The organism is Nostoc sp., from assembly GCF_036917535.1.
Classification (GTDB): Bacteria; Cyanobacteriota; Cyanobacteriia; order Cyanobacteriales; family Nostocaceae; genus Nostoc.
Map to the genome: position 1 here is coordinate 42432 of NZ_JBALDA010000075.1, position 23284 is coordinate 65715.

28 protein-coding genes are annotated in these 23284 nt (G+C 41.2%); 14 read left to right on the plus strand and 14 right to left on the minus strand.

Annotated features, from left to right (window positions below):
* Nucleotides 1-14 precede the first annotated feature (14 nt).
* The 4 genes from isiD to V7K56_RS24010 form a co-directional block, all read right to left on the minus strand.
* Entirely contained in the window at nt 15-227 is a 213-nt protein-coding gene (gene isiD, locus V7K56_RS23995) for a protein IsiD (protein ID WP_094351471.1), read from the minus strand.
* 155 nt (nt 228-382) lie between these two features.
* Nucleotides 383-997 carry an alpha/beta hydrolase gene (locus V7K56_RS24000; protein WP_334914290.1) on the minus strand — a complete coding sequence of 205 codons (615 nt, stop codon included), beginning with the start codon at nt 995-997 and terminating at the stop codon, nt 383-385.
* Nucleotides 998-1117: 120 nt separating this feature from the next.
* Nucleotides 1118-1585 carry an SDR family NAD(P)-dependent oxidoreductase gene (locus V7K56_RS24005; protein WP_334914292.1) on the minus strand — a complete coding sequence of 156 codons (468 nt, stop codon included), beginning with the start codon at nt 1583-1585 and terminating at the stop codon, nt 1118-1120.
* A complete protein-coding gene (locus V7K56_RS24010) occupies nt 1569-1871 on the minus strand; it encodes an SDR family NAD(P)-dependent oxidoreductase (protein WP_334914294.1) in 303 nt (100 codons plus the stop codon). The genes V7K56_RS24005 and V7K56_RS24010 overlap by 17 nt, the downstream gene beginning before the upstream one ends.
* 498 nt (nt 1872-2369) lie before the next feature.
* Between V7K56_RS24010 and V7K56_RS24015 the strand changes: the two genes are divergently transcribed.
* Nucleotides 2370-3668 (plus strand): MFS transporter, encoded by a 1299-nt coding sequence (locus V7K56_RS24015; protein WP_334914296.1) that lies wholly within the window; start codon nt 2370-2372, stop codon nt 3666-3668.
* Nucleotides 3669-4185: 517 nt separating this feature from the next.
* Here the strand turns inward: V7K56_RS24015 and V7K56_RS24020 are convergent.
* Nucleotides 4186-4755: a Uma2 family endonuclease gene (locus V7K56_RS24020; protein ID WP_334914298.1), complete on the minus strand. Its 570-nt coding sequence runs from the start codon at nt 4753-4755 to the stop codon at nt 4186-4188.
* A gap of 257 nt (nt 4756-5012) precedes the next feature.
* On the opposite strand from V7K56_RS24020, the gene V7K56_RS24025 reads away from it, so the two are divergent.
* Together V7K56_RS24025 and purH are read left to right on the plus strand one after the other, a co-directional pair.
* Nucleotides 5013-5222, plus strand: coding sequence for a hypothetical protein (locus V7K56_RS24025; protein ID WP_334914299.1), 210 nt, complete (start codon nt 5013-5015; stop codon nt 5220-5222).
* Between the two features lie 244 nt (nt 5223-5466).
* Nucleotides 5467-6987 (plus strand): bifunctional phosphoribosylaminoimidazolecarboxamide formyltransferase/IMP cyclohydrolase, encoded by a 1521-nt coding sequence (gene purH / locus V7K56_RS24030; protein ID WP_334914301.1) that lies wholly within the window; start codon nt 5467-5469, stop codon nt 6985-6987.
* A gap of 609 nt (nt 6988-7596) precedes the next feature.
* Here purH and V7K56_RS24035 read toward each other — a convergent pair.
* The 3 genes from V7K56_RS24035 to V7K56_RS24045 form a co-directional block, all read right to left on the minus strand.
* Nucleotides 7597-8022 (minus strand): hypothetical protein, encoded by a 426-nt coding sequence (locus V7K56_RS24035; RefSeq protein ID WP_334914303.1) that lies wholly within the window; start codon nt 8020-8022, stop codon nt 7597-7599.
* Nucleotides 8019-8318, minus strand: a complete 300-nt coding sequence (locus tag V7K56_RS24040; protein WP_334914305.1) for a hypothetical protein — start codon at nt 8316-8318, stop codon at nt 8019-8021. The genes V7K56_RS24035 and V7K56_RS24040 overlap by 4 nt, the downstream gene beginning before the upstream one ends.
* Nucleotides 8319-8472: 154 nt before the next feature.
* Nucleotides 8473-8991, minus strand: coding sequence for a DNA topology modulation protein (locus tag V7K56_RS24045; RefSeq protein ID WP_334914307.1), 519 nt, complete (start codon nt 8989-8991; stop codon nt 8473-8475).
* Nucleotides 8992-9265: 274 nt separating this feature from the next.
* Between V7K56_RS24045 and gatB the strand changes: the two genes are divergently transcribed.
* Both gatB and V7K56_RS24055 read left to right on the plus strand, forming a co-directional pair.
* The gene (gene gatB, locus V7K56_RS24050; RefSeq protein WP_334914309.1) at nt 9266-10741 is read left to right on the plus strand and encodes an Asp-tRNA(Asn)/Glu-tRNA(Gln) amidotransferase subunit GatB; all 1476 of its coding nucleotides are present in this window, start codon (nt 9266-9268) and stop codon (nt 10739-10741) included.
* Between the two features lie 52 nt (nt 10742-10793).
* Nucleotides 10794-11060: a hypothetical protein gene (locus tag V7K56_RS24055; protein ID WP_334914311.1), complete on the plus strand. Its 267-nt coding sequence runs from the start codon at nt 10794-10796 to the stop codon at nt 11058-11060.
* Here the strand turns inward: V7K56_RS24055 and V7K56_RS24060 are convergent.
* Both V7K56_RS24060 and larC read right to left on the minus strand, forming a co-directional pair.
* Nucleotides 11025-11621 (minus strand): hypothetical protein, encoded by a 597-nt coding sequence (locus V7K56_RS24060; protein ID WP_334914313.1) that lies wholly within the window; start codon nt 11619-11621, stop codon nt 11025-11027. The genes V7K56_RS24055 and V7K56_RS24060 overlap by 36 nt on opposite strands.
* Nucleotides 11622-12092: 471 nt before the next feature.
* Nucleotides 12093-13382 carry a nickel pincer cofactor biosynthesis protein LarC gene (larC, locus tag V7K56_RS24065; protein ID WP_334914315.1) on the minus strand — a complete coding sequence of 430 codons (1290 nt, stop codon included), beginning with the start codon at nt 13380-13382 and terminating at the stop codon, nt 12093-12095.
* A 103-nt stretch (nt 13383-13485) separates the two neighbouring features.
* On the opposite strand from larC, the gene V7K56_RS24070 reads away from it, so the two are divergent.
* From V7K56_RS24070 to V7K56_RS24085, 5 genes are all read left to right on the plus strand, one after another.
* Complete coding sequence (locus V7K56_RS24070; RefSeq protein WP_334914317.1) at nt 13486-14145, plus strand: L-threonylcarbamoyladenylate synthase; 660 nt, start codon at nt 13486-13488, stop codon at nt 14143-14145.
* 405 nt (nt 14146-14550) lie between these two features.
* Nucleotides 14551-15771: a HetZ-related protein gene (locus tag V7K56_RS24075; protein WP_334914319.1), complete on the plus strand. Its 1221-nt coding sequence runs from the start codon at nt 14551-14553 to the stop codon at nt 15769-15771.
* Between the two features lie 91 nt (nt 15772-15862).
* A complete protein-coding gene (locus V7K56_RS24080; protein WP_334914321.1) occupies nt 15863-15985 on the plus strand; it encodes a hypothetical protein in 123 nt (40 codons plus the stop codon).
* 32 nt (nt 15986-16017) lie between these two features.
* Entirely contained in the window at nt 16018-16161 is a 144-nt protein-coding gene (locus V7K56_RS37215) for a type II toxin-antitoxin system RelE/ParE family toxin (protein ID WP_442940158.1), read from the plus strand.
* A 246-nt stretch (nt 16162-16407) separates the two neighbouring features.
* On the plus strand, nt 16408-16884 hold the full coding sequence (locus V7K56_RS24085) for a PD-(D/E)XK nuclease superfamily protein (RefSeq protein WP_334914322.1): 477 nt from the start codon (nt 16408-16410) through the stop codon (nt 16882-16884).
* On the opposite strand, the gene V7K56_RS24090 is transcribed toward V7K56_RS24085, so the two are convergent.
* Nucleotides 16881-17714 (minus strand): DNA adenine methylase, encoded by an 834-nt coding sequence (locus V7K56_RS24090; protein WP_334914324.1) that lies wholly within the window; start codon nt 17712-17714, stop codon nt 16881-16883. The genes V7K56_RS24085 and V7K56_RS24090 overlap by 4 nt on opposite strands.
* Before the next feature lie 165 nt (nt 17715-17879).
* Between V7K56_RS24090 and V7K56_RS24095 the strand changes: the two genes are divergently transcribed.
* The 3 genes from V7K56_RS24095 to V7K56_RS24105 all read left to right on the plus strand — a co-directional run bounded on the left by V7K56_RS24095 (nt 17880) and on the right by V7K56_RS24105 (nt 19724).
* Nucleotides 17880-18086 (plus strand): DUF751 family protein, encoded by a 207-nt coding sequence (locus V7K56_RS24095; RefSeq protein WP_292775618.1) that lies wholly within the window; start codon nt 17880-17882, stop codon nt 18084-18086.
* A 123-nt stretch (nt 18087-18209) separates the two neighbouring features.
* Nucleotides 18210-18629 (plus strand): 30S ribosome-binding factor RbfA, encoded by a 420-nt coding sequence (rbfA, locus tag V7K56_RS24100; RefSeq protein ID WP_334914326.1) that lies wholly within the window; start codon nt 18210-18212, stop codon nt 18627-18629.
* A gap of 858 nt (nt 18630-19487) precedes the next feature.
* Nucleotides 19488-19724: a DUF4327 family protein gene (locus V7K56_RS24105; protein ID WP_069073690.1), complete on the plus strand. Its 237-nt coding sequence runs from the start codon at nt 19488-19490 to the stop codon at nt 19722-19724.
* 522 nt (nt 19725-20246) lie between these two features.
* Here the strand turns inward: V7K56_RS24105 and V7K56_RS24110 are convergent.
* The 3 genes from V7K56_RS24110 to V7K56_RS24120 all read right to left on the minus strand — a co-directional run bounded on the left by V7K56_RS24110 (nt 20247) and on the right by V7K56_RS24120 (nt 22130).
* Nucleotides 20247-20600: a hypothetical protein gene (locus V7K56_RS24110; RefSeq protein ID WP_334914328.1), complete on the minus strand. Its 354-nt coding sequence runs from the start codon at nt 20598-20600 to the stop codon at nt 20247-20249.
* 260 nt (nt 20601-20860) lie between these two features.
* Nucleotides 20861-20986, minus strand: coding sequence for an SDR family oxidoreductase (locus V7K56_RS24115; protein WP_334914330.1), 126 nt, complete (start codon nt 20984-20986; stop codon nt 20861-20863).
* A gap of 133 nt (nt 20987-21119) precedes the next feature.
* Entirely contained in the window at nt 21120-22130 is a 1011-nt protein-coding gene (locus V7K56_RS24120) for an alpha/beta hydrolase (protein ID WP_334914332.1), read from the minus strand.
* Between the two features lie 480 nt (nt 22131-22610).
* Between V7K56_RS24120 and V7K56_RS24125 the strand changes: the two genes are divergently transcribed.
* Nucleotides 22611-23219, plus strand: a complete 609-nt coding sequence (locus V7K56_RS24125) for a TetR/AcrR family transcriptional regulator (protein ID WP_334914334.1) — start codon at nt 22611-22613, stop codon at nt 23217-23219.
* The last annotated feature ends 65 nt before the right edge of the window (nt 23220-23284 follow it).

Here is a 23284-nt window from a genome sequence, read left to right on the forward strand (position 1 = left end):
ACTCTCAACCTCAACTAAGCTTCATCGTATGGTTCCAAGTCTAAGAGGTAGATATAAGGTTCAACTAACTCTGGACGCTGAAATGCGATCGCTCGCAATAGATGCCAATCATTTAAACCCTCAAAAGCATTACTATAATTATCCAGTTCCAGACGTGTAGCTAGTTCTTCTACTTCTACTGCACTCATGGCAGCAATTTCTTTTTGGGAAATGCTTAGAGTTGTCATAATACTTGCCCCTCCCTTATCCAGCACTCACCTTCAGCATGGGTTAAGTTGCGCTCTTTCGCAGCCACCCAATATATATTACTCATTAGAAGTCATTAAGTTCGTGAAAATTGTCAGAATTTGTACCAGAATTTATAAAAAATTCGTAATCCTGACTAAGCAATTGTATTTACAACAAAATTTCGTAGTACCTCTAACGTTTTTGGATCTATTTCATGCCCCATATCAAATTCATGGTATTCTACTGCCACTCCTAGAGACTTTAGAGTTTCTTTTGCTTTCAAAGCAGCTTGTAAGGGCACAACTTCATCATATCTACCGTGAGTGATTAAAGTTGGCGGAATCCCACTTTTAGCTGTTGTTAGTGCGTCAGAATGTAAATACCCGCTCATGACAACTAAACCTGCTAAGGGCAATTTTGAGCCGACATCTAAAGTCATTGCTCCACCTTGAGAAAATCCACTCAAAATGGTACGTGACAAAGGTATGCCAGTGGTACTTTCTAAAGATTCCAAGAAATCTGTTAGCAGTTGCCGACTTTCTGCCAAACCTTGATACATATTTTCTACCCGCAGGTCATACCATGCCCTCCCTATAAGGGAATAGGGATGAGGATAAGGTGCGTTGGGTAATACAAATTGGTAATCGGGTAAGTTGAGCAAAGGTAACAAAGATGCTACATCCTCAGCATTAGCACCCCAACCATGCAAAGTAACTATTAAACCTGCGGGCGGTTGAGAATTGGCTGTGGGGACGTTAATAAATTGCAAAGACAGAGGTCTACTCCTAAAATGTGACTCCTTTAGTAGATCCTATCTCTTGAAGTAGATTTAGGTATTAACAAGGGGATGCCACTTCGACAGAAACATCCACCCTATTAGCTAAACTTTTTACCAAGGTACTGGTTGACCGAGATGAAAAAAGCCACCACTTGGTCCATCGTCAGCAAGCATCGCTAACTCAACGCCGGTTTTCGCTCCTTCTGAGATATCTATCATTGCGCCTTCACCGCCTAATTCAGTTTTCACCCAACCTGGATGAGCGCTATTAATCTTTACAGGAGTATTGCGTAACTCATGGGCTAAATGGACGGTGAAGGAGTTGACTGCTGCCTTAGAAGCATTGTAAGCAAATGGTTTAGAGTCATAAATTGGTGAATTGGGAGTAGCATGAAGTGTCAATGAGCCTTCAATACTAGAGATATTGACAATTCGACCACTAGAACTCTTTAAAATTAACGGTAGCAGTACTTGAGTCAGTTCAACCAAGCCAAAAAAGTTGGCGTTGAATGTCTGTCGAATAATGTCTATTGAAACAGAACTGGCATTACTGGTTAACCAGTCACCATCCAAAAACACACCTACCTGCATTGTTAATTAAAATATCGAGCTTACCAAAAGAGTCGCTAATCTGTTGAAAAGCAGACTGAATTTGAGTACTGTTAGTTACATCAACAGCGATCGCTTCAGCCGAGACTCCTTCATGATGCAAGTTACTGGCTGCCGTTTTTGCTGCTTCTAAATTCCGGGCTGCTATCAAAATCGTCAATCCGTGTTGTCCCAGCTGACGACTCATCTCTAGTCCTATACCCTTATTTGCCCCAGTAATCAAGGCTACTTTATTCTTGAGTTCGCTATTTACCATCGTTAGCCACTCATATTGAATTAAGGATCTACGATGCATTAAAAAACACTATGTTTAAGCGTTGTTTAAATACTCTCACGAAGTTGTAGGCAAGAAAACCTAGAAAAAAGGCTAGGTCTTGTCTAGAAGTGCGAGCGATCGCTAAAAACTGTTTCTAATTGTGTAAAAATCCTTCTACCTGCCACAGCTAACCAAGGAAATGTTCGATAGTGAGGTACTACGGGTATGATCAAGCCTTGAGGAGTTAGAGAAGCGTCCTAGTACCGCAAGGCGGAAGTCAAAAGTCAAATGTCCCGACATTATTCGTTGCGCCCTAGCGTAAAAATGACCATCAGTCTTTGGGTTTAACCAAAATATAAATGCAAGTGAGCTTCATCTGATGCTGTAATCTGTATTTAGAAGTAGAGCAATCAATGTAGACATAACCCTACCTTGCTCAAAGGCGATTACTTGAATTTGAACAACAGCAACCGCAAGGGATAATATCGGACAAATAAGATGACCTCAGATAAAACGTTTCAACAAAAGGTATTAAACAAGGTAAGTCGGCGGATCATTCCCTTATTGTTTGTGCTTTATGTCATTGCTTATTTAGACCGCGTTAATGTCGGGTTTGCAGCCTTGCAAATGAATCAGGATTTGGGCTTTAGTTCCACAGTTTACGGTTTAGGATCAGGGGTCTTTTTTCTGGGCTACTTTTTGTTTGAAATTCCTAGTAACCTGATCTTAGAAAGAATTGGTGCTAGGGTTTGGATTGCCCGGATTGCCATCACTTGGGGAGTAATTGCCGTCGGGATGATGTTTGTCAAAAGCCCTTTGAGCTTTTACTTGTTGCGTTTTTTCTTGGGTATTGCAGAAGCTGGTTTTTTCCCTGGGATTATTCTTTACCTCACATATTGGTTTCCCACAATTCAACGCGCTAAAACCATAGCTTCATTTATGGCAGCAACTGCTATAGCTGGGGTTGTAGGAGCGCCCCTTTCTGGTCTGCTACTGACTCTACATGGAATTGCCGGATTAACGGGTTGGCAGTGGTTATTTCTAGTAGAGGGTTTACCCGCCATCGTTATGGGTTTTGTAGTGCTGAGTTATCTATGTGAACTTCCACAGCAAGCTCAATGGTTGGAACCAGAGGAGCGTTTCTGGCTCCAGGAGAGATTGCGCTTAGAATACGAGCGCAAAACTAGCTATAACAATTACACCTTACTCCAAGCTCTTGTCAATCCTAAAGTTTGGCTACTGAGTCTAATTTATTTCACTCTAATAATTGGTCTTTATGGTATTAGTTTCTGGCTACCACAAATTATTAAAAGTTTTTCTGGATTAAGCGACCTCTGGGTAGGATTTACCTCAGCTATTCCTTATTTAGTAGGTGCGCTGGGAATGGTCTTTATTAGTAATCACTCAGACCAAACTAGAGAACGCCGCGCTCATGTTGCTATCTGTGCTTTCATTGGATCATTTGGATTAGTTCTTAGTGCTTACTTTCATCAGCCAGTGACTGCTCTAGCATCCCTTTCGTTGGCAGCACTAGGAATTTGGGGAGCTTTAGGACCATTTTGGGCTTTACCTACCGCCTTTTTAAGCGGTACTGCTGCTGCTGGCTCTTTAGCTTTGATTAACTCTGTGGGCAATTTAGGAGGATTTGTTGCTCCCTACGTTATTGGCTTAGTCAAGGATGCCACTAATAGTTTTACTGGAGGATTGCTTGTAATGGCAGCAACACTACTAGTTAGTGGAATTCTCACTCTGTTAGTGCCAAATGACTCTTTTCTAGAGCGATTGGATACTCTGTGAAGCTGAACAATACAATAGACCTGTCTTGAAAGTCTACTTTCATCCTTGGTTGTGAGCCGAAGGCTCATGGAGGTCTCTTGCAAAGGTTGCTCAGGAAGATTTAATTTTGGGGAGGCAAAGCTCGTAATTGTAGAGAGCAGCAATCAGATTAAACCTTAGAGGTTGTTTGAAAAGGGTTGGCTTGAGCCTCAAGTATGACTCAGGGGTACACTCTCAAATCCCAAAACTCCGATTCTCTGGTAGCAGTTTCTTGGTAGCCAGGGTAGTGAAACACACGCTTGAGGACTTTTCAAACATCCTCTTAGCTTGACTTTATCCATTTTCTATAAACGCTCAAGCTAACGCTGAAATCTTTGTGGGACTGTGGTTTTACTTTTTCGATTTCACCGAGAATCAGTGACATGGAAAAAGTTTTTGCTAAAAAGCTAGGGTTTTTGCCGTATAAAAAAACCAAGTTCTTAATTTTGGATAAAGTCGAGCTTAGCTGATTATGATTATTAATAAAAATTTAGGGATTTCATCCAGCTTGTTGAAAGATTGCGTGAGGGGTAATTTCCAATTCTGGTAGCAAATCATCAGTAATTACTTGATGAGATCGATAAGTAGTCGGCACGGAAGATGGCGCAAATACAGTTACAGTTCTAGCTTTTGTATCAACCACCCAAACACGAGAAACACCAGCTTTCAAATAATCAGTCGCTTTTTCGGCAATTTCACCAAAAGTTTGACCAGGTGAAATAATTTCTATAACTAATTCAGGTGCGACGGGACAAGCTTCGTCTAATAGCCAATCAATAGGAAGAAGGTTATGAGAAATATAGGTCAGATCGGCTACAGGCATCCAATCTTGTTGATTTCGTGTTAGTTTAATTGCCCATCCAATCACAACTCGACCCTTTGCTTGTGCCCATGCAGACAATAATATAAATAAAGTACCAGTAGTCGAGCTATGAAAAAATTTTGGTGACATTTCATTATCTTTATATTTGGGTACAGCTTCACCGTTAACAAACTCGTATGTAATGTCTCCTTCGGGAAGTGCGAGAAATTCTTCTAGGGTTAGGCGTTGATTAGAAGACTGAACCATAGGGGTTATGTGCGTAAAAGATGCTTACTTTTAGTTTAGGCGATCGCCAATATTAGAGACTAAGCCCACTTAATCATTATTTCCAGCATTTTCGATAGTAATTGATAGTTATATCAAAGCTGACTCTAGAGAATGTAAGCATATAAATTACACAAGTCAATTTGTCAAGACAGGTATGTTTTACGTTTACAAGACTTTTTCCAACTTTTTACACAAATAAATAAGTTGTTTTCATGCTAATATGTCTATTTAAAAAGATGCATAGTCGTGAAAAATCTAAAGAGAATTTTACTGGCGTTAGCTGTTGGAATGGATTCGATTTTGAGATAATTAATGCTTTAGTAACAGAAGGATTGTTAGAAATAGAAGCAAATAAAAAAACTCTGAAAATGAATAAAAAAGCTATGAAAGCTGCAAGAGAGATTTTACAAAAAATTAATATTGACGGAGTAGATAGACTACTATAACAGCGAGAATATCATGCAGAATATATTAATTACAAGAGTCAATTAGATATTATGGAAGGGCAAGAAGAAGAGGAGGAATAAATATCACTCTGCTACAATGCTTGTTATCTGTAGCAGCTTTAATCGAAAAAGGTGATGACCAGATGGTTATTAACGCTATTATTCCTAATGGTCTTGAACTAAAGCAAGGCTTATGCAAAACTTGAGATCCTTCGCTTCCAGCCTACTTTTAAGGAATTGATCAATGGTGCGTCTAGCCCTGCTGAGTGTATCTAACAAAACTGGTTTAATTGACCTAGCCCGTAGCTTGGTTGAAGAATTCGACTTTGATTTAATCAGCAGTGGGGGAACAGCACAAGCCCTCAAAGATGCCGGACTCTCTGTTACCAAAGTTGCAGATTACACAGGTTCACCAGAAATTTTAGGTGGTCGAGTCAAAACTTTACATCCCCGAATTCATGGCGGGATTTTGGCCAGGCGAGATGTTCCCCAAGATATTACAGATTTAGAAAATAACCAAATTCGCCCGATTGATTTAGTAGTGGTGAATCTATATCCTTTCGAGGAAACGATCGCTAAACCAGGAGTAACATTATCCCAAGCTGTTGAGCAAATTGATATCGGTGGCCCAGCAATGCTACGAGCATCATCGAAAAACTTCGCTCATCTGGCTGTATTATGCGATCCAGCACAGTATGATGAGTATTTGCAGGAATTACGCCAAAATAACGGCGTAGTATCCCTAGAGTTTCGGCAAAAGGCGGCATTAAAAGGGTTTTTGCATACTGCTAATTACGATCGCGCGATCGCATCTTACCTCGCCCAAGCACAGCAGTACACTCTTAGCGGTACACAATTGCAATCTCTGCGTTACGGCGAAAATCCTCATCAACCCGCCACTTGGTATCAAACTGGTTCTATCCCAACGGGATGGGCAGCTGCAACAAAACTGCAAGGGAAAGAACTTAGTTACAATAACTTAGTTGATTTAGAAGCTGCACGCCGAATTGTTGCTGAATTCATTGACACCCCAGCTGCAACGATTATCAAACATACAAATCCCTGTGGTACGGCATTGGGAAGCACTATTTCCGAAGCGTACCAAAAAGCGTTTAACGCTGACTCTGTTTCTGCCTTTGGTGGGATTGTCGCACTCAACCGTCCGATTGATGCGGCTATAGCTAGCGAGTTAACTAAAACATTTTTAGAATGTGTGGTTGCACCAAGTTGTGATGCAAAAGCTCAAGAAATCCTGGGCAAAAAATCTAACGTGCGGGTTTTGACTCTAGCTGATTTGAGCAGTGGCCCTAAGGATACAGTGAAAGCGATCGCAGGTGGTTTCCTTGTCCAAGCTAGCGATGACGTGATTGCTGATACCAGTCAATGGCAAGTTATGACTGAACGTCAACCGACACCCGATGAATTAGCCGAATTGCTATTTGCGTGGAAAGTTTGCAAACACGTTAAATCGAATGCCATTGTTGTGACCAGCGATCGCACTACACTAGGAGTAGGTGCTGGTCAAATGAATCGCGTCGGCTCAGTTAAAATAGCTCTAGAACAAGCTGGGGAAAAAGCCAAAGGTGCAACTCTCGCCAGCGATGGATTTTTCCCCTTTGATGATTCAGTCAAAACAGCCGCAGCAGCAGGAATTACAGCCATTGTCCAACCAGGGGGAAGTTTACGCGATAAAGATTCAATCAAAGCTGCTAACGAACTGGGTTTGCTGATGGTCTTAACTGGTATACGTCACTTTTTACACTAAATTATTTCCTGAAAGGTGTGCACTTTTCAAAGTGTCACTCAATATACTTACCCTTGGATAGAAGCAATGATATTCTTTAGTTGTGTGTGAGGAGCAAGTTAAAAATAAAAAGCGCCTGGGGTGGAAACACGGCAACACTCCCAAGCGCTTTTTAATTGGGCACAAATTAGATCGCTTGTACAGTTTTGAAAGTCTCACTTAATATACTTGACCTTTGATAGAGGTAGTGATATTATTGATTCGTGTGTGAGGAGCAAGTTAAAAATAAAGAGCGTTTGGGGTGGAAACACGGCAACACTCCCAGGCGCTTTTTAATTAGGCAGAAATCAGATTGCTTGTGCAGTTTTGAAAATCACTCAATATACTTGCCATTTGATGGAAGTGGTGATAATGTTTATTTGTGTGTGAGGAGCAAGTTAAGAATAAAAAATGTCTGGGGTGGAAACACGGCAACACTCCCAGACATTTTTTAATTTGCGTACAGAAATTATATAAATTAACACTTCCAAAATAACTTCATATTTTTACTTCCAGTTAAAGACACGAATATTGTTAAAGTTAATCACGTCAACTTCTACACTCGGAAGATAATTTGCTAGCTTGAAGTCATCAGTTAGTACAAGATACTTTCTTTTTGACAGAGTTAGGATTCCACTGTGCAGTAAGTCCAAATTTAAAAAATTTTTCAGTATTAACAGCATCTAAACTCTTTACATAATATTCATCCAACATATCAACATTTTGAACAAATAGAGCAAATATTGCAAAGCAATGAGAACGTTCAGGTTCAACAAGTTTATCGACAAAGTTAGAGACTTCAGTCAAAATATTTGGGGTTGTTATAAGTTTCCGAAATCTGCTAATGATTCTTAGCAAAAGATCATAATCTTCTGGTATAAATTGCTGCGTTCGATTAAATCGGGTTATTCTTTCTCGATTGACCGTCCCAACAAAGTAAAGAAGTAGGATATTTGTATCAATTAAAATTCCCTTTTGGTGATAACGACTAATTAGGGAATTAATCACATCTTTCATACTTGTCTAATTTTCATTGCTTCTACTTCGCCAGTTTGAGAATTTACTTTAAAGAGTTTATATTCTCGTTCATACAACACAAGAGTAGAAGCCATAGAGGGAGCAATTAAGTTTTCAAATTGGCTTTTAGGAGGTTTTTTAGGAATATCAAACCCTAAAGTAATCAACCAGAAGCTTTTATCTTCAGAAAGTTCAACTTCTTCAAGTCTCAAATCTTTTAATGAAGAACCCATCATGTCTTGTATGGATTTTATGTATTGATATGCAGCATTTACTGCTGTTTTGACATCAATCATAATCTATGATTTTAGTTGCTTCCTAACTTAATTTACTAATTTAATACTTTTTTATACTAATTTAACCTGGATTATTGGTAATTGGTTTAGTAGATAAATAATAATATATACTTTATATAGGTTTTTCAGATAATTTTAATAAAAATTAATTGAGTCAATCTGAATAGTGGGAAATATTTTGTAAAAAATCTCTAACTTGTGTTGGTTTGCGGAGAATAATAACTTGCTGGTTTGGTGTTACTTGACTAAGTTTTTCTAGAATTCCAGGACGACGAATAATTGGGTATGACCAGATATATTTGAAAAATTCCCAATTCAATCTTTCAGGACAATCTGATGCCATATCAGGTCTGGATTGTCTAGCATACATGAAGCGACGTTTAATCACTCGCGACAAACATAAAAGTCGGGGAAAGTCCAAAAAAATTACTGTGTCTGCAACTGACAAACGAACGTCAAGAGTACCGCTATAGTTACCATCCATAATCCAAGATTCTCGTCGGGTTAGGTCTTGAATTATGCTCTGCCATTTAGTTTTTGGAGTCTCAACCCAACCAGGATTCCAGTACCAAGCATCCAAGTGAATCACTTCTAAACCTAAGATGTTTCCCAGTTCACGGGCTAGGGTAGATTTACCAGCACCCCCAGAACCAATGATTAAGATTTTCTTCACCTTAGAGGTTGTTTGAAAAGTGTCAGCTTGAGCCTAAAATGCAACTTAGAGAAGCGATTGCAAGTCCTATAACCCTCATTATCTCGTTCAAATTCTCGATAGCCAGAGTAGTCAAACATACGTTGGATGACTTTTCAAACATCCTCTTAGATTTGCATCTCCCTTTTATAGCTTAAAAGGTAAGCATTGCTCACCCAAATAACCGTCTTCAGGGCAACTCAATAGGCCGCTACAATAGTACCACTACAAGGATTATGCCCAAATTATTGATATTATGACCACTGCTACGACTGTAAAAACTGAGTATGAAGCGATTATTGGTTTAGAAACTCATTGTCAACTGAGTACAAATACCAAGATTTTCTCTCATAGCTCTACGGCATTTGGTTCTGACCCCAATACTAACATTGACCCAATTTGTATGGGTTTACCTGGGGTCTTACCTGTACTCAATCAAAAAGTATTAGAATACGCCGTCAAAGCTGGTTTGGCACTAAATTGTCAAATCGCTAAATATAGCAAGTTTGACCGAAAACAGTATTTTTATCCAGATTTACCCAAAAATTACCAAATTTCTCAATACGATCTACCGATCGCAGAACATGGTTGGTTAGAAATTGAGTTGGTAGATGCTGAGGGGAATCCGATTCGCAAACGCATTGGCATTACGCGTCTGCACATGGAAGAAGATGCTGGAAAATTGGTACACGGAGGTAGCGATCGCCTTTCTGGTTCTTCCTATTCTCTGGTAGACTACAATCGCGCAGGTATCCCATTAGTAGAAATTGTTTCAGAACCCGATCTGCGTTCTGGACTAGAAGCTGCTGAATATGCCGAAGAGTTGCGGCGGATTGTCCGATATCTCGGCGTGAGTGACGGCAATATGGAACAAGGATCTCTGCGCTGCGATGTCAACATTTCCGTGCGTCCAGTCGGACAAAAGGAGTTTGGCACTAAGGTAGAAATTAAAAACATGAACTCCTTCAGCGCCATCCAACGAGCGATTGACTACGAAATTGAACGCCAAATAGCTGCAATCGAAGCAGGCGAGCGCATCATCCAAGAAACTCGGCTGTGGCTAGAAGGCGCTCAATGCACAAGTAGTATGCGGGTGAAAGAAGGTTCTAGCGATTACCGCTACTTCCCTGAACCAGATTTAGCACCAATTGAGGTGTCAAACGAACAATTAGAGCAATGGCGTAGCGAACTACCAGAATTACCAGCCCAAAAGCGCCATCATTATGAAAGTGAGTTAGGACTTTCGGCTTACGATGCGCGAGTGTTGACAGAAGATCGTTCAATAGCCGAATATTTTGAAACTGCGATCGCATCTGGAGCAAATCCCAAAGCTGCTGCCAACTGGATTACTCAAGATATTGCAGCCCACCTGAATAAGCAAAAACTCACTATTACTCAAATCGCTCTGACTCCCACCAATTTAGCAGATATTATCACTCGCATTGAAACAGGCAAAATTAGCAATGCTCAAGCTAAACAAAAGTTGCCAGATTTGCTTAGTGGTATTTCTCCTGAGAAAGCCTTTGCCGGACAAGAGTTAATCACCGATCCTAGCGTACTGGAACCAATTGTTGATGAAGTCATAGCTGCCAACTCCAAAGAACTAGAAAAATATCGCAACGGTAACACTAACCTCAAAGGCTTCTTTGTCGGACAAGTTCTCAAAAAGACAGGCAAACGTGCCGATCCTAAGCTAACTAACGAATTGGTCGAGAAAAAACTGAACGCCTAGTACCGCAAGGCGGAAGTCAAAAGGAGCCAGTGCGTTGGGGAGACACTGCGTTGTGCGGGTTCCCCGCGTTGAAGCAAGTGTCGTCGGGTTCCCCGACTTGAAGCAACTGGCTCTCAAAAGTCAAAAGTCAAAAGAATTGTCTGACGGGCTTTTGTGCCATTTTGAATGGTCTGTTTATTTCCGCCGCGCTGTACCTAGTGGTCTGTCACACCAACTTTGCTGGGTGATGATTTTGGCTTGGGTCGCACAAATAGTCCACACTATCGAAGTTGAGGAAATAACCTTAGGTTTTTTTATCGCGTTGAATTTCGTTTTCTAGTTGGCCCAGAGGCACTACTGTTAGCTGTGACACAGTGCGTTGCTGAGTTATATCCTGGCGGCTGCGATCAAGAAAGTGTTCCGTGATATATCCGTAGCGCCTGCCTCGGTAAAAACTGGGTTTGAGAGTGTTATCGTTTCTGTGATATATCAGGGTGGAAGATACAAAATCTTGAGCGATCGCAGAATCGTACACTTGTCGAATCAGATTAATTCCAGCGGAATTCTTCGGATCGAAATTGAAAGATGTATCACTAGACCGATAATCGACGGTTTCTCGGATCACCAAGCCATTAGGTGCCCAAACGGCAAAACTTAACTCCTTGCCAAGGCATTTAGATGTAGAGTACAAATCGGGTTCTACCGTTTGTAATTTGATGCTAGGCATGAGGAAAGCAATCAACTGATGATTATCTGACCATCGTATTACTGTCTCAACGTCTTGCCCTGGTAAAGCTGCTGCTGGGAGATTAACACAAACGCTAAGGGCGCTGATTAAGCCTACTAAAAAACTAAACTGAAACTTAGACATGTTGGTGTAGATCAGTTGAATAGGGGGCATTATTGACTTGTGCTTAAAAACTTCAACGCTATAACGTTGCTTACAATTAACAATATATAAAATTTAGTAAGATCTGGATAAAGACATTGTGTCAATACCTGAATCGAACTATTAAATAGTGGATAGTGCATAGCTTATCAGTTTTATTTAAAAGTAATCCGAAGTGTTGTTGTACATAAACTTATTCTTTAATACGTAAGCGACTCTGATCATTTCGAGTATGACAATTCTCTAATTGGATTAGTTAGTGCGAATTATTTGAAAAACATCATTACTTAAACTAGAAAAATTCATATCTCTAAAAATGTCGGGAAATGGAAGTTTTCCATCGCTCAAAATATGACAATCGAATGCGAATGGCACGCTTGTAAAAGCGAAACACGGTAGAGTTTATTGATGTGTGAGCAGAGGCAGAACCTTTAGGATGGCATTCCCAGTACGAGACTGGGAACGAGGAACAAGGAATTTGTATCAGCCATTGACTAAATACCAACGCTGTAGTGCCAGCCGTTGAATTTCGCGCCAAGGAATATTATGCTTTCGGGCTAAGTCTGCACAATCTTCATATTCTGGCTGCACATTTGCAATAACTTTTTCTGGTGATTGCCCTTTCCATGCTATCTTGACACGCACTTTGCCATATTCCGTTTCCACTTGTTGAATTTCCCGTTGTAAAATGGCGCGTTGCTGAGTTGTTCGCCGAATACCCAAAGTTGTAGTTTCGCGGAAGATAACTGCTTCACAACTGAGTAAATTTTCTGGATGACAAATCACAGTTAGCAAAATCCCCGGACGGGATTTTTTCATACCGATCGCTTGGGTAAAAACATCCAGTGCCCCAGCCGCAAACAACGCCTCAAACACATAGCCAATCGCTTGTGGACTTAAATCATCAATTTGGGTTTCTAATACCGAGATGGTTTCCAAATTTGAGCTAGTAGCTTCAGAATCACTGAACTTTGCCTGTAAACTTACACTTTCACCCAACCAGAGGCGTAAAATATTGGGAATGGGTAAATTTATGGTTCCTGCGCCCAGTCCTATCTGCTTGATAGCGATCGCAGGTGGTGAACCAAAATCTCTTGCCAAAGTAGTGGCGATCGCTGCTCCTGTTGGTGTTACTAATTCTCTGTCAATGCCATTGCTATAAACTGGACAACCCCGCATTTCCCACAGCTTTAATACCGCTGGGACTGGTACTGCCATCTGACCATGTGCAGCCCAAACAGTGCCGCCCCCAGTTGGAAACGCCGAGCAGTAAAGTAGGGGCAATCCTTCGTTATTGCTTTCAATCCCCAACCAATCCAACCCCAGGCAAGTACCCACAATATCTACGATCGCATCTATAGCACCCACCTCATGAAAATGAACTTTTTCAGGTGAAATGCCATGCACCGCCCCTTCTGCCACCGCTAGCTGCCGAAATACCGCTAAACTCCAAGCTTCTGCCCGTGATGGCAACCCCGCTTTGAGAATCATCTGCTCTATTTCTGGCAAGTGGCGTGTGTGATGGTGACTGTGTTCGCGATCGTAGTGATGATGGTGATGGCGATCATCGTGTACTAAATCTACATAAACTTTAGTCGCCTGCTGACCATTCCGTTGAACAAGTTCTGCTTTTAAGTGATATTCCTGTTCAATACCTAACCTATTAAGTTTTTCAATTAAATACTCTACAGGAACACCCAAACTTACCAATGCACCCAGGCACATATCACCAGAAATTCCTGTCGGACATTGAAGATAAGCGATTTTATTCATAAAAAATTAGTTATTAGTCATTAGTCATTAGTCATTTGTTATTTGTCAAGAATCATTTTTTATTCTCCCCTATCCCCAATCCCCAGTCCTCAATCTCCGTCCTATGGCAAAAATTTTCCCAGTTCATCCGGATAATCCTCAAATTCGCCGAATAGAGGAAATAAAGTCGGCGCTCTCTAGTGGAGCAGTCATGCTTTACCCTACTGATACAGTCTATGCGATCGGTTGTGATTTGAATGCTAAGTCGGCGGTAGAACGAGTACGGCAAATTAAAAAGCTAGCAAACGATAAACCATTGACATTTTTATGTCCCTCGCTTTCAAATGTGGCAACTTATGCCTTCGTAAGTGACACAGCCTATCGGATTATGAAACGCTTGATTCCAGGGCCATACACGTTTTTGCTCCCAGCCACGAAGTTAGTACCGCGATTGGTGCAAAGCCCCAAGCGGAAAACTACTGGAATTAGAGTACCAAACCATATTGTGTGTTTGGAATTGCTGGCAGCGTTGGGCAATCCGATTATTTCAACTTCAGTACATCTGCCACCAGATGAACCAGATAATGGCATGATTCGGATAGATCCTGAAACGATTCAGTCGCGGGTAGAGCTATTTGATCGTTTGGACAAGTTGGTAGACATAATTGTAGACACTGGTGAGGAACCTACATTTGAAGTATCTACTATCTTGGATATGACTGGAGACGAAGCAGCAATTATACGGAGGGGTTTAGGTTGGGAAACAGCAGCAGCATGGGTATAAGAATTCCACTTCATAGGCGCACCTCTTTGTTTCGGAAATTGTGATAAAAATAACTCCAGTTTTAAAATTGTCATATTTAAAAGCGATGTCTAGGATCGGCTATTCGGTGAGGCAGTGGATATAAGAGGATGGTGGCAAAACTTGGCACAGTAAGGTATTTGACAACTTTAACAAAATGGCGGGTACTCGTGTGCCAGCGTTGAGATGGTGGCTTGTGAACAAAACCGACACATTGCCAGAACTGTAACTCTTTCGTATTTCCTATAGTTTTGATATATGAGCTTTAGATGTGAGCATTATATACGGCAAGTCTTGATGGATGAATGCCTAAAGATTCTCCAGCCCAGGACGGTCTTGATTGCTGTGTCTGCGTTGTAATTACGGTGCAATACTACTGGAAAAGTCATGAAAGCTAACGTCGTCAATCTACCCAACTCTACACCCATTTTTGACAACCACATTTCGACTGAAGAATTTTCAGATAGCAGCAGCGATCGCTTGATTCAATTGCTGTCTGAGGAAATGCAAGCGCAAGTGAAAGCAACACCCAAGTGTATAGAAGCTTTAGCAAAGCGCATAGCCGTAGAAGTAGAACGCATTTGCGACAAAAGCTCCCGCATTCAAACATCTGGGGAAATCAAGTCCTGGCAGATGACATTGGGAAGGCATCGGATGCAAAAATGCTTACGTTACTACCAACTAGGTTCTAAACAAGGGCGGGTGGAATTACATAGCAATTTGGGTGCTATGGTTTACCGTCATGTAACTGTATCTGGTTCGGAGTTGGGCTTTGATGCTCGTTACAGCCTGATTGAAGATTTTTTACAAGCATTTTATATCGAAGCAATCAAAGCTTTCCGTAGAGAAAACGAACTACCAGAGAATCACACGCCGCGTACTCAGCTGCAATTAGCTGAATACATGGCCTTTACAGAACAGTATGCTAAACGCCGGATCAATTTGCCTGGTGGTACAAATCAGCAATTGATTATCTTGCGCGCCCAAGGTTTTGCTCGTCGTCAGCCCCAAGAAACTACCGTGGATATTGAAATGGCGGTAGAGTCTGCTAAGGGTGAAGAAGCAGAATCTTACCAGCGCAACTCGGCAGTGCAACAGCTGCGATCGCAAATGATCGCCCAAACTAATTTCGATCCATCTGAAGAATCAGAACGCGATCGCGTCATCACTGAATTGATGAAATACCTGGAGTCTCAAGGTCAATCTGATTGTATGAACTACCTCAGTTTGAAACTTCAAGACCTCTCTGCCCCAGAAATTGACCAAATTCTTGGTCTAACTAGCCGTCAGCGCGATTATCTCCAACAACGGTTTAAATACCACGTAGAAAAGTTTGCTAAACAACACCATTGGCAATTAGTACATCAATGGTTAGGCGCGGGTTTAGAGCAAAAATTGGGTTTATCTTGCCAGCAGTGGGAAATCTTTTTAAATCAACTCACAGAACAGCAACAGCAAATATTAGAGTTAAAAACTGCACGGGAAAACGACGTTGCGATCGCCAAAGCCATCAAATGCACTCCCAAACAGCTGCAAAAGCGCTGGACTCAACTTTTAGAACTAGCATGGTCTATCCGCAATGGTCATACTGAAGCTCAGACTGGTTGAAGTCAAGGCGAAATAACTAAAATTTATCCAAGCTAAATTCTAGTTATGAGAGAGGTTGTTGAAGACGTAAAAGCCAGAATTTCTCAACGATATGGCTAGAAATCTAACTAGCCTTATAGCCGCAGAACTAGACATTATTGAGGCTTATTACTGGCACAAGGGGCGTGAATTTGGTTTAGCGCTGAGTTCTTACACTGTATTGATGCCTGCCTGAATTTAATTCAGCGTTACTCCAACACATACCAGATTGTTCATGAAACCTATTGCCGCGCTACAATTAGGCGTTTTCCATACGTCATTTTTTATGAGTTTAATGAACAGGAGATTATTATATACGCTGTTTTCCACTGTTCACAAGACCCAGAAAAATGGCGGAGTCGCTTGCAATAGTTGGTTTTTGAGACTAAAGAAAAATCCATTATTTTAACTATTATCTAAATTAGTAACTCGTTTCTAATTTAAATTATTAATACATTTGTATTTGTTTAGTACAAAAATACCAATATATTCAGATTTTTTACCTATTAATCCAACTACGTTTAGGCAAAATCAAAAATTCATATTAAGCAATTGACCCTTTTTTACTGCTTCTGTGAAATCCTATAATAAGTAGGACTTTTGGCAGAGGGATTTAGGATGGCTCTGACTCAAGGCGGACGGGCAAATAAGTCTGGGAATATTTTAGAAGCAAATGTAGAAGCAATCTTGCATGGGCATAATTATTTCCAAGTAGGGAACTATGTCCAAAAAGAATTTATACTAAATGCTACTTTATTGCCAAAACGTTATGGAAAAGAAGTTTATATTGGAACTGGAATTTATCATACCTATCTGAAGGTTGATTTTTATGTTGTTGGCTCATCTGTAATGCCATCTGGTTTAATTTTCGAGTGCAAATGGCAAGAAAGCCCTGGTTCGGTTGATGAAAAGTTTCCTTACTTAAACATGAACATCCAGAACTATTATCCTGCACCAACTATCGTAATTTTAGGCGGTGAAGGTATGCGAGAAGGTGCAAGCAAATGGCTGAAAGCAAGAGTTAATGATAACCATAATTTATTAGCAGTTTATAGCTTAGATAGATTCATTGCTTGGGCAAATAAAAATCTTTAGAATGATGTAATTAATAGTTCGTCAATTATGCCCCTATTTTTTATATTCGAGTTAATTGAACGCGCTGCTTTAATTTTATAGGTTTCAAAATTGATATCAGTATAAATTTTTTTAATAAATTCACTATTAGAATTGCATACCATAACTTTGACACCACGAATTGCTAACTCTGCACAAGTATCTCTTAAAAGTTCTTGGTTTTTTTTACTAAAACAATTTTGATTATAACCAGTAAAATAGCTAGTATCACTGATAGGATGGTAGGGCGGATCAAAAAATACAAAATCATCACTGCTAGTCGCATGATTTAAGACTTCTGTAAAATCTACTTGTTTAATTTCTGCATGGGAAAGTGCTTCGGAGGCTGCTTTTAATAAAACCTCAGCACAAATATTGGGATTGTCATATCTGCCTAATGGCACATTGAATTTTCCCTGTGAATTGACTCGATAAAGACCATTAAAACAAGTCTTATTAAGATAAATTAGACGAGCAGCTTTTTCTATATCAGTACCACTATAGTTGTTTCTAACACTATAGTAATAATCTTTATCATGTCGGATTTTATGCTCTTTTAATAGAGAAATTAATTCCTCAACCCGATCTCTAACACAACAATAAGTGTTAATTAATTCGGCATTAATATCAGTTAAAATAGCTGCATTTGGTTGGAGATAGAAAAAAACAGCACCACCACCTAAAAATGGTTCATAGTAATTTTTATAACTCTTGGGAAAATAAGGAATATATTGCTGTATTAACCGACTTTTACCCCCTGCCCACTTCAAAAATGGACGCGGGCTAGTTCCCTTTGAGACTTGAATTACCATTTATTTACAATTTAACTGAAAATAATTATGACTAAATAAAGCTAATATAACCGACAAACCAAATTTTAGATTAACTGGTTAATTTTCCAGCCGCATATATTACAATTGAGTAGATAAAGCATATCAAAACAAACGTAAGTATATAACAAGGCAGTTTACATTCAGATGTTTGACGGATTTTGGGATAACGTCTTTCGCTACCCTCGGTACTTAATTACAATCGTCTTAGGCTTGTTTCTGAACACCTTTGCGCCATTAGTGCCATTGTTGAAACGCCCTATCACCTTGATCGCTATCTTGGGTTTATTTGTGAGCAGCTTAGTATTCCTTACTTTCACCCTACGGGCAATGCTAGGCTTGAGTGCAATCTAGACTAGCGTTATATCGGGGCTGTGCCCCACAGACGGTTGCTCTTGGCGTTGCTCCCGCTAAGTACTGTCTAACCAATTTGCATCTATTTTTGTCGTACAACCTCTGTGATGAGGCGAAATTTTTATGGCTACAAATCGTCGGGTTTCCCGGGTTGCTGAACTGATCAAACGGGAAGTTAGCCAAATGCTGCTTAACGGAATTAAGGATGACCGTGTGGGTACTGGAATGGTCAGTGTTACTGATGTTGATGTTTCCGGGGATCTCCAACACGCTAAAATCTATGTCAGCATCTATGGTACAGATGAAGCTAAGGTAGAAACAATGGCAGGCTTAAAGTCGGCCACGGGTTACGTCCGCAGCGAACTTGGGGCGCGGGTACGGCTACGTCGTACACCAGAAGTAATATTTCTCGAAGATCGCTCCATAGAACGCGGTAATAAGGTATTGGCACTACTAAACCAACTTAACCATGATCGCCCACCAGAAAATCTGCTAGAAGTAGAAGACAGCACTGTTCAAAATGATCAGGAATTCTCCGAATAAGTAACTAAAACAACAATGTAACTTCAGAACAATTAATCTCAGCAAATCCGCCAAACAGTTTACAGACGTGACTAGATCGCGTCTGTTTTAATGTAAACATAACTTCATTCAGCAAGACACTTCTCTTCTTGTGGGCGAAACAAGGTTTAAATATTCTTCCTTATTAAAGCTCCATTCCTTGAGAGGTGGAATATTTACCAATTCTGTATTCTGACTCCTGTTTATATGTGTCCTAATTACGAATCAAAGTATTATTCCACCCTTTTACAGATGTTTTTCAAAGAAAACTGGATGGTGTTAGTGCTGAAATTAACTAATAAATTATGGGCTTACTTAATAAATTATTAACAGATGCTATGGTAAAAGCCTTCGTAGTATACTTTAAGCGTTATGTTTTGCAACAGTTTATACAAAAACAACTGACAAATATTATTGTGTTGTTTACCTTAGATGAATACCAGCAGTTATAGATCCAGCTTTTAAGGTGATTATTTGATATGTAAGCGATGCCTGCGGCGGGCTACGCTTACGCAATATAAACTTTTCCCACCAACCAAATCTTGTCTAAATATAGTAATTGCAAGACTTTCAGACTTGTGGCATCAAAGTCATACGAGCTAATAAGCAGGTTAAGTTAACTACTCGGAATTTTTTTTGTAAAGCGGATTTTCCCGAAATGTCAGGATTAATTGACTTTCTTAACATTTCTTAAGATATTTTCCAGAGATGTAGCGTCAAAATAAAAATAGTTCCGTATAGCAAACTACAAAATTGTAGCCACAAGTATAATTTCTGTAATGTTTGTTCCTAATTTTTAACGGGAACACTATCGTAAGTGTTAATTTGTGAGTAAAAAACATGAGTGTGAATACGGTGCCTTCTATAAATTACTACTCTCTAGATGTGATTCAAGACGAAGCACGCCGACTGGTGCAAAAGGGAATGATTAGCCGACAACAGCCAATATATACCCTCTGCCAATACATTCCAGCGAGAGAGTGGGTTTGCGTTGAATGTGAATTAGAGAAATGTGACTTTTTGTTACGCGATCGCATTGGCGACCTAATTGGTCGCGAACAGTGGGACAACGACTAATCAATGTTTGATTTCGGTTTGAGATTGGGAGTTTGTTTTTGATGTGTGGATGGTACCATCAACGATTCAACATTCAATCAAGGGGATAATCTCTAGTTTTTAATGAGCATTGCCGTATACAGAATCTTGCGTTTTTGATTAACACAGAAGCATTGGAGTCTGAATTTATACAACTTTTCAAGTTAAAAAAGGCATCAAAACCATTTGTTCTGTACATCTGGTGTCACGGCTTGAGTTTAGTATGTAGATTGTGTAAGTTCCTACATTGATCCGATAGAAGTGTAGGAACTTCACTTTTGACTGCCAATTTATTGCATCGCTTATCTTTAGTAAGTGATAACCTGCTTGCTGTTTAAAGCCAAAATCTGTCTGGAAAAGTTTGCTAAGTCGGGCTAACCGTCACCAGTTGCGACCACAAAGGGAACCTCCGCCAGCAACTGGCTCAATCTTCACAAAATCCAAAATTTGTATAGTATTTTTTCGGAAAAAGTCTCGAAAAGCACAGAAAAATCGAATAAACTATTATCCTACTTGCTCTAAATACTGATTAATGTCTTCAATGATGCGAGTAAGTTCAGCTTCAGTAGTCAGGCGGATGTTGACGTTGCGGACAGTCAGCAAAACTTTGGCTGCGAAGGGCGTTGGCCAGATATTCGGATTACAAAAAACTTCTAAAAATACTTCACCTGTATAACGATATTCCAGAGGAGGCTGGGGAGTGACTCTACCACCGCCAGGAGTGGGTTTAGCAGCGATCGCTTTTAGGCGTTCCATCAGTTGCTCCGTCGCTATCTTTAATTCTCGTGCTGCTTGGGGTGAAAAACTGAAGGAGACTGAACCTTCAATTAAGTTCAATGTTAGAGGAATTGAAGACATATTTTTTTATTAAAACTTCTTGATAAGTATTTATATTACCGGAAGAAGAGGTCTGAATCCCACTCTGATAGTTATCGGTGTCTTCTTCAAAGACCACTAGTACCGCTGCGCGTAATTCGTTAGTCTGTCAAGACAAGTATTTTTTCCTGGGTAAATAAGTTTGTAGTAAGGACTTTAGTCCTTATGTTAAGCACTGAAGTGCTACAGGCTTTCATTAGTTTGCAATCAGAGTATTACTCTGTTGTTCTGTTACTACCGAATCAGGCTATGAAGCCGCCATCAATTTTCAGACTCGCACCAGTGACGAAGCCTGCTTTTGCACTGGCAAGATAGGAAACCATGTCGGCGACTTCTTCACTTTGACCATAGCGGTGGAGGACAATCATACTTCTCATAGTGTTGGCAAATGTACCGTCCGCTGGTTCATGTCGGTATTCACCGGGCCGGGTTCGCCTTCAAAAGACAGCATTGAACCAGCCTTGGAGTCGATCATCAACTTTTGTCCACGATGTCTAGCCATCAGCCCGCTTCAGGAAAAAGAGTCTTCCTTAAAGCATCCAAGTAGCTTTTGCGAAAACCCTTAACGACTGCGGCGTTGGGACTTACTATGTCGAAGAGGTGATAGGCTCCCTCGACAACATCCATTTGACAGGGCACGCCGGCGTCGCGGAGTCGTTTGCTGTAGAGTACGTCTTCATCATGGAACAGATCCAATGTGCCTATTCCAATCCACGCAGGTGGCAAACCGGTGAGATCTTCACGTCGTGCCGGAGCCGCGTAGGTCGACACACCGTCTATCCCCGGATCATGACCGAGATAAGATGTCCAACCGTACACGTTGCTCTTAAAGCTCCATATGCGAAGCATGGACGTGTCGATGTCGCGGCGCGTTGTGGTTCGATCATCGAGCATGGGGTAGATCAACAGCTGGAACGCCACCGGGACTGATTTATGGTCGTGCGCTAACAACGTCAATGCCGCGGCCAAACCTCCGCCAGCGCTCTCCCCGCCGACCGCGATCCGATCAGGCAGTACGCCGAGAGATGCGGCTTCAGTATGTAACCATTTCAGCGCTGCGTAGCAGTCATTGAGCGGCACCGGGAAAGGATGCTCTGGCGCCAAGCGATAATCAACGGCCGCGACTAAAATACCCACTTCACGGGCGAGATATATGCTATTGCGCTCAACCAGCTCTGATGTACCAATAATAAATCCGCCGCCGTGACACCACAAAATCGCTGGAACAGCATCAGTTCTTCTTTGCGGTGAGTATAAACGCACCCGAATCGACTCTATATTCTGTCCAACCGCAACAGTGACATCCCTGATTGTCACGCCTTCGACCGTGGGGGGAGTGGGGACACCCCGAAACTGCGAGAGTTTGTTGGTCAGCTTCCTCAGAAATGGATTGAAGGAATATCGAGGGATCAAACGAGCAGTTAGCCTGAGATCGGGATGAAAAGTAGGCATGACTTTGGAGTCCAATAGTGCCGCGGCGGCGGCTGGCCTGATGGGTGAATCGTTAGTCACCCATGCTAACCCCGTTCACCGGACGGGTCACCTCAAGGTGCTAGGATTAGTGTACCGTACACCTGTCCTTCCTCGATAAGGCGACGAGCTTCCGCCTGCTCGAGTGGAATAATCTGGTCAACTATTAGCTTGATTTTGCCCTCGACTACAAGTGAAAGGAGATTTGATACGGTTTTCCGTACCTGCTGTTTGTAAAGTTATTTGAACTTGTTGAGCTTCATCTAGTGTTCTCATTCGTAATCACCTGACTCAGACATTGAGTTGTGAAAGTTATATTCAGAGTTTTATCTCTTTGGAACTTTCACGCTGACTTCTAAGCTTTACAGCTTGTTCAGTCGGCAATGAGCCGCACACCAATGCCACCTTACCTATGAGTTTTTTGGTGCTCATAGTATTCTTTTGTTATTACAATTTTGTATCGTATGGTAAAGATATAAAGCATAGGGGTAAGCCTGTCAAGAAACTATTATACTGATGAGTATGAAACAGGAAAAAACCACTGCGGCGATGGGCCGACCCCGCGAGTTCGATACCGATGACGCACTCAATAGTGCAATGCATGTGTTCTGGCGCAAGGGCTATCTAGGTACATCTCTCTCAGATCTGACGGAGGCTATGGGCATTAATCGTCCTAGCCTCTACGCCGCTTTTGGCAATAAGGAATCTTTATTCCGTAAAGTGCTGGATCGCTATGCTGACGGGCCATCAGCCTATCTTCGTGAAGCTCTCAAAGAGCCGACTGCGCGTCAGGTAGCCGAGCGGATGATGCACGGGGTTGTTGACTTAGGAACCGATCCGCGTAATCCACCGGGATGTCTCTGGGTTCATGGCACGCTTTCATGCAAAGATTCATCCGATCCGATCCGACAGGAATTGTCCGCACGCCGAAAATCGAGTGAAGCCTCTTTGCGTATGCGTTTCGAGCAGGCGATTTCAGAGGGTGACTTACCAGCTAATTCTGATGCAGCCGCTCTCGCCCGCTTTATCGTGACGGTCAATTGTGGAATATCAGTCTTGGCGGCAACCGGAGCCACCCGAACGGAACTCTTGCAGGTTGTGGAGACAGCATTGCAAGCTTGGCCGGAGTAGAATAACACCTATTTGGTGTCGAATAGACATTTGACATGGAAAGAGTCAGATTTCGCTCCTCAAAT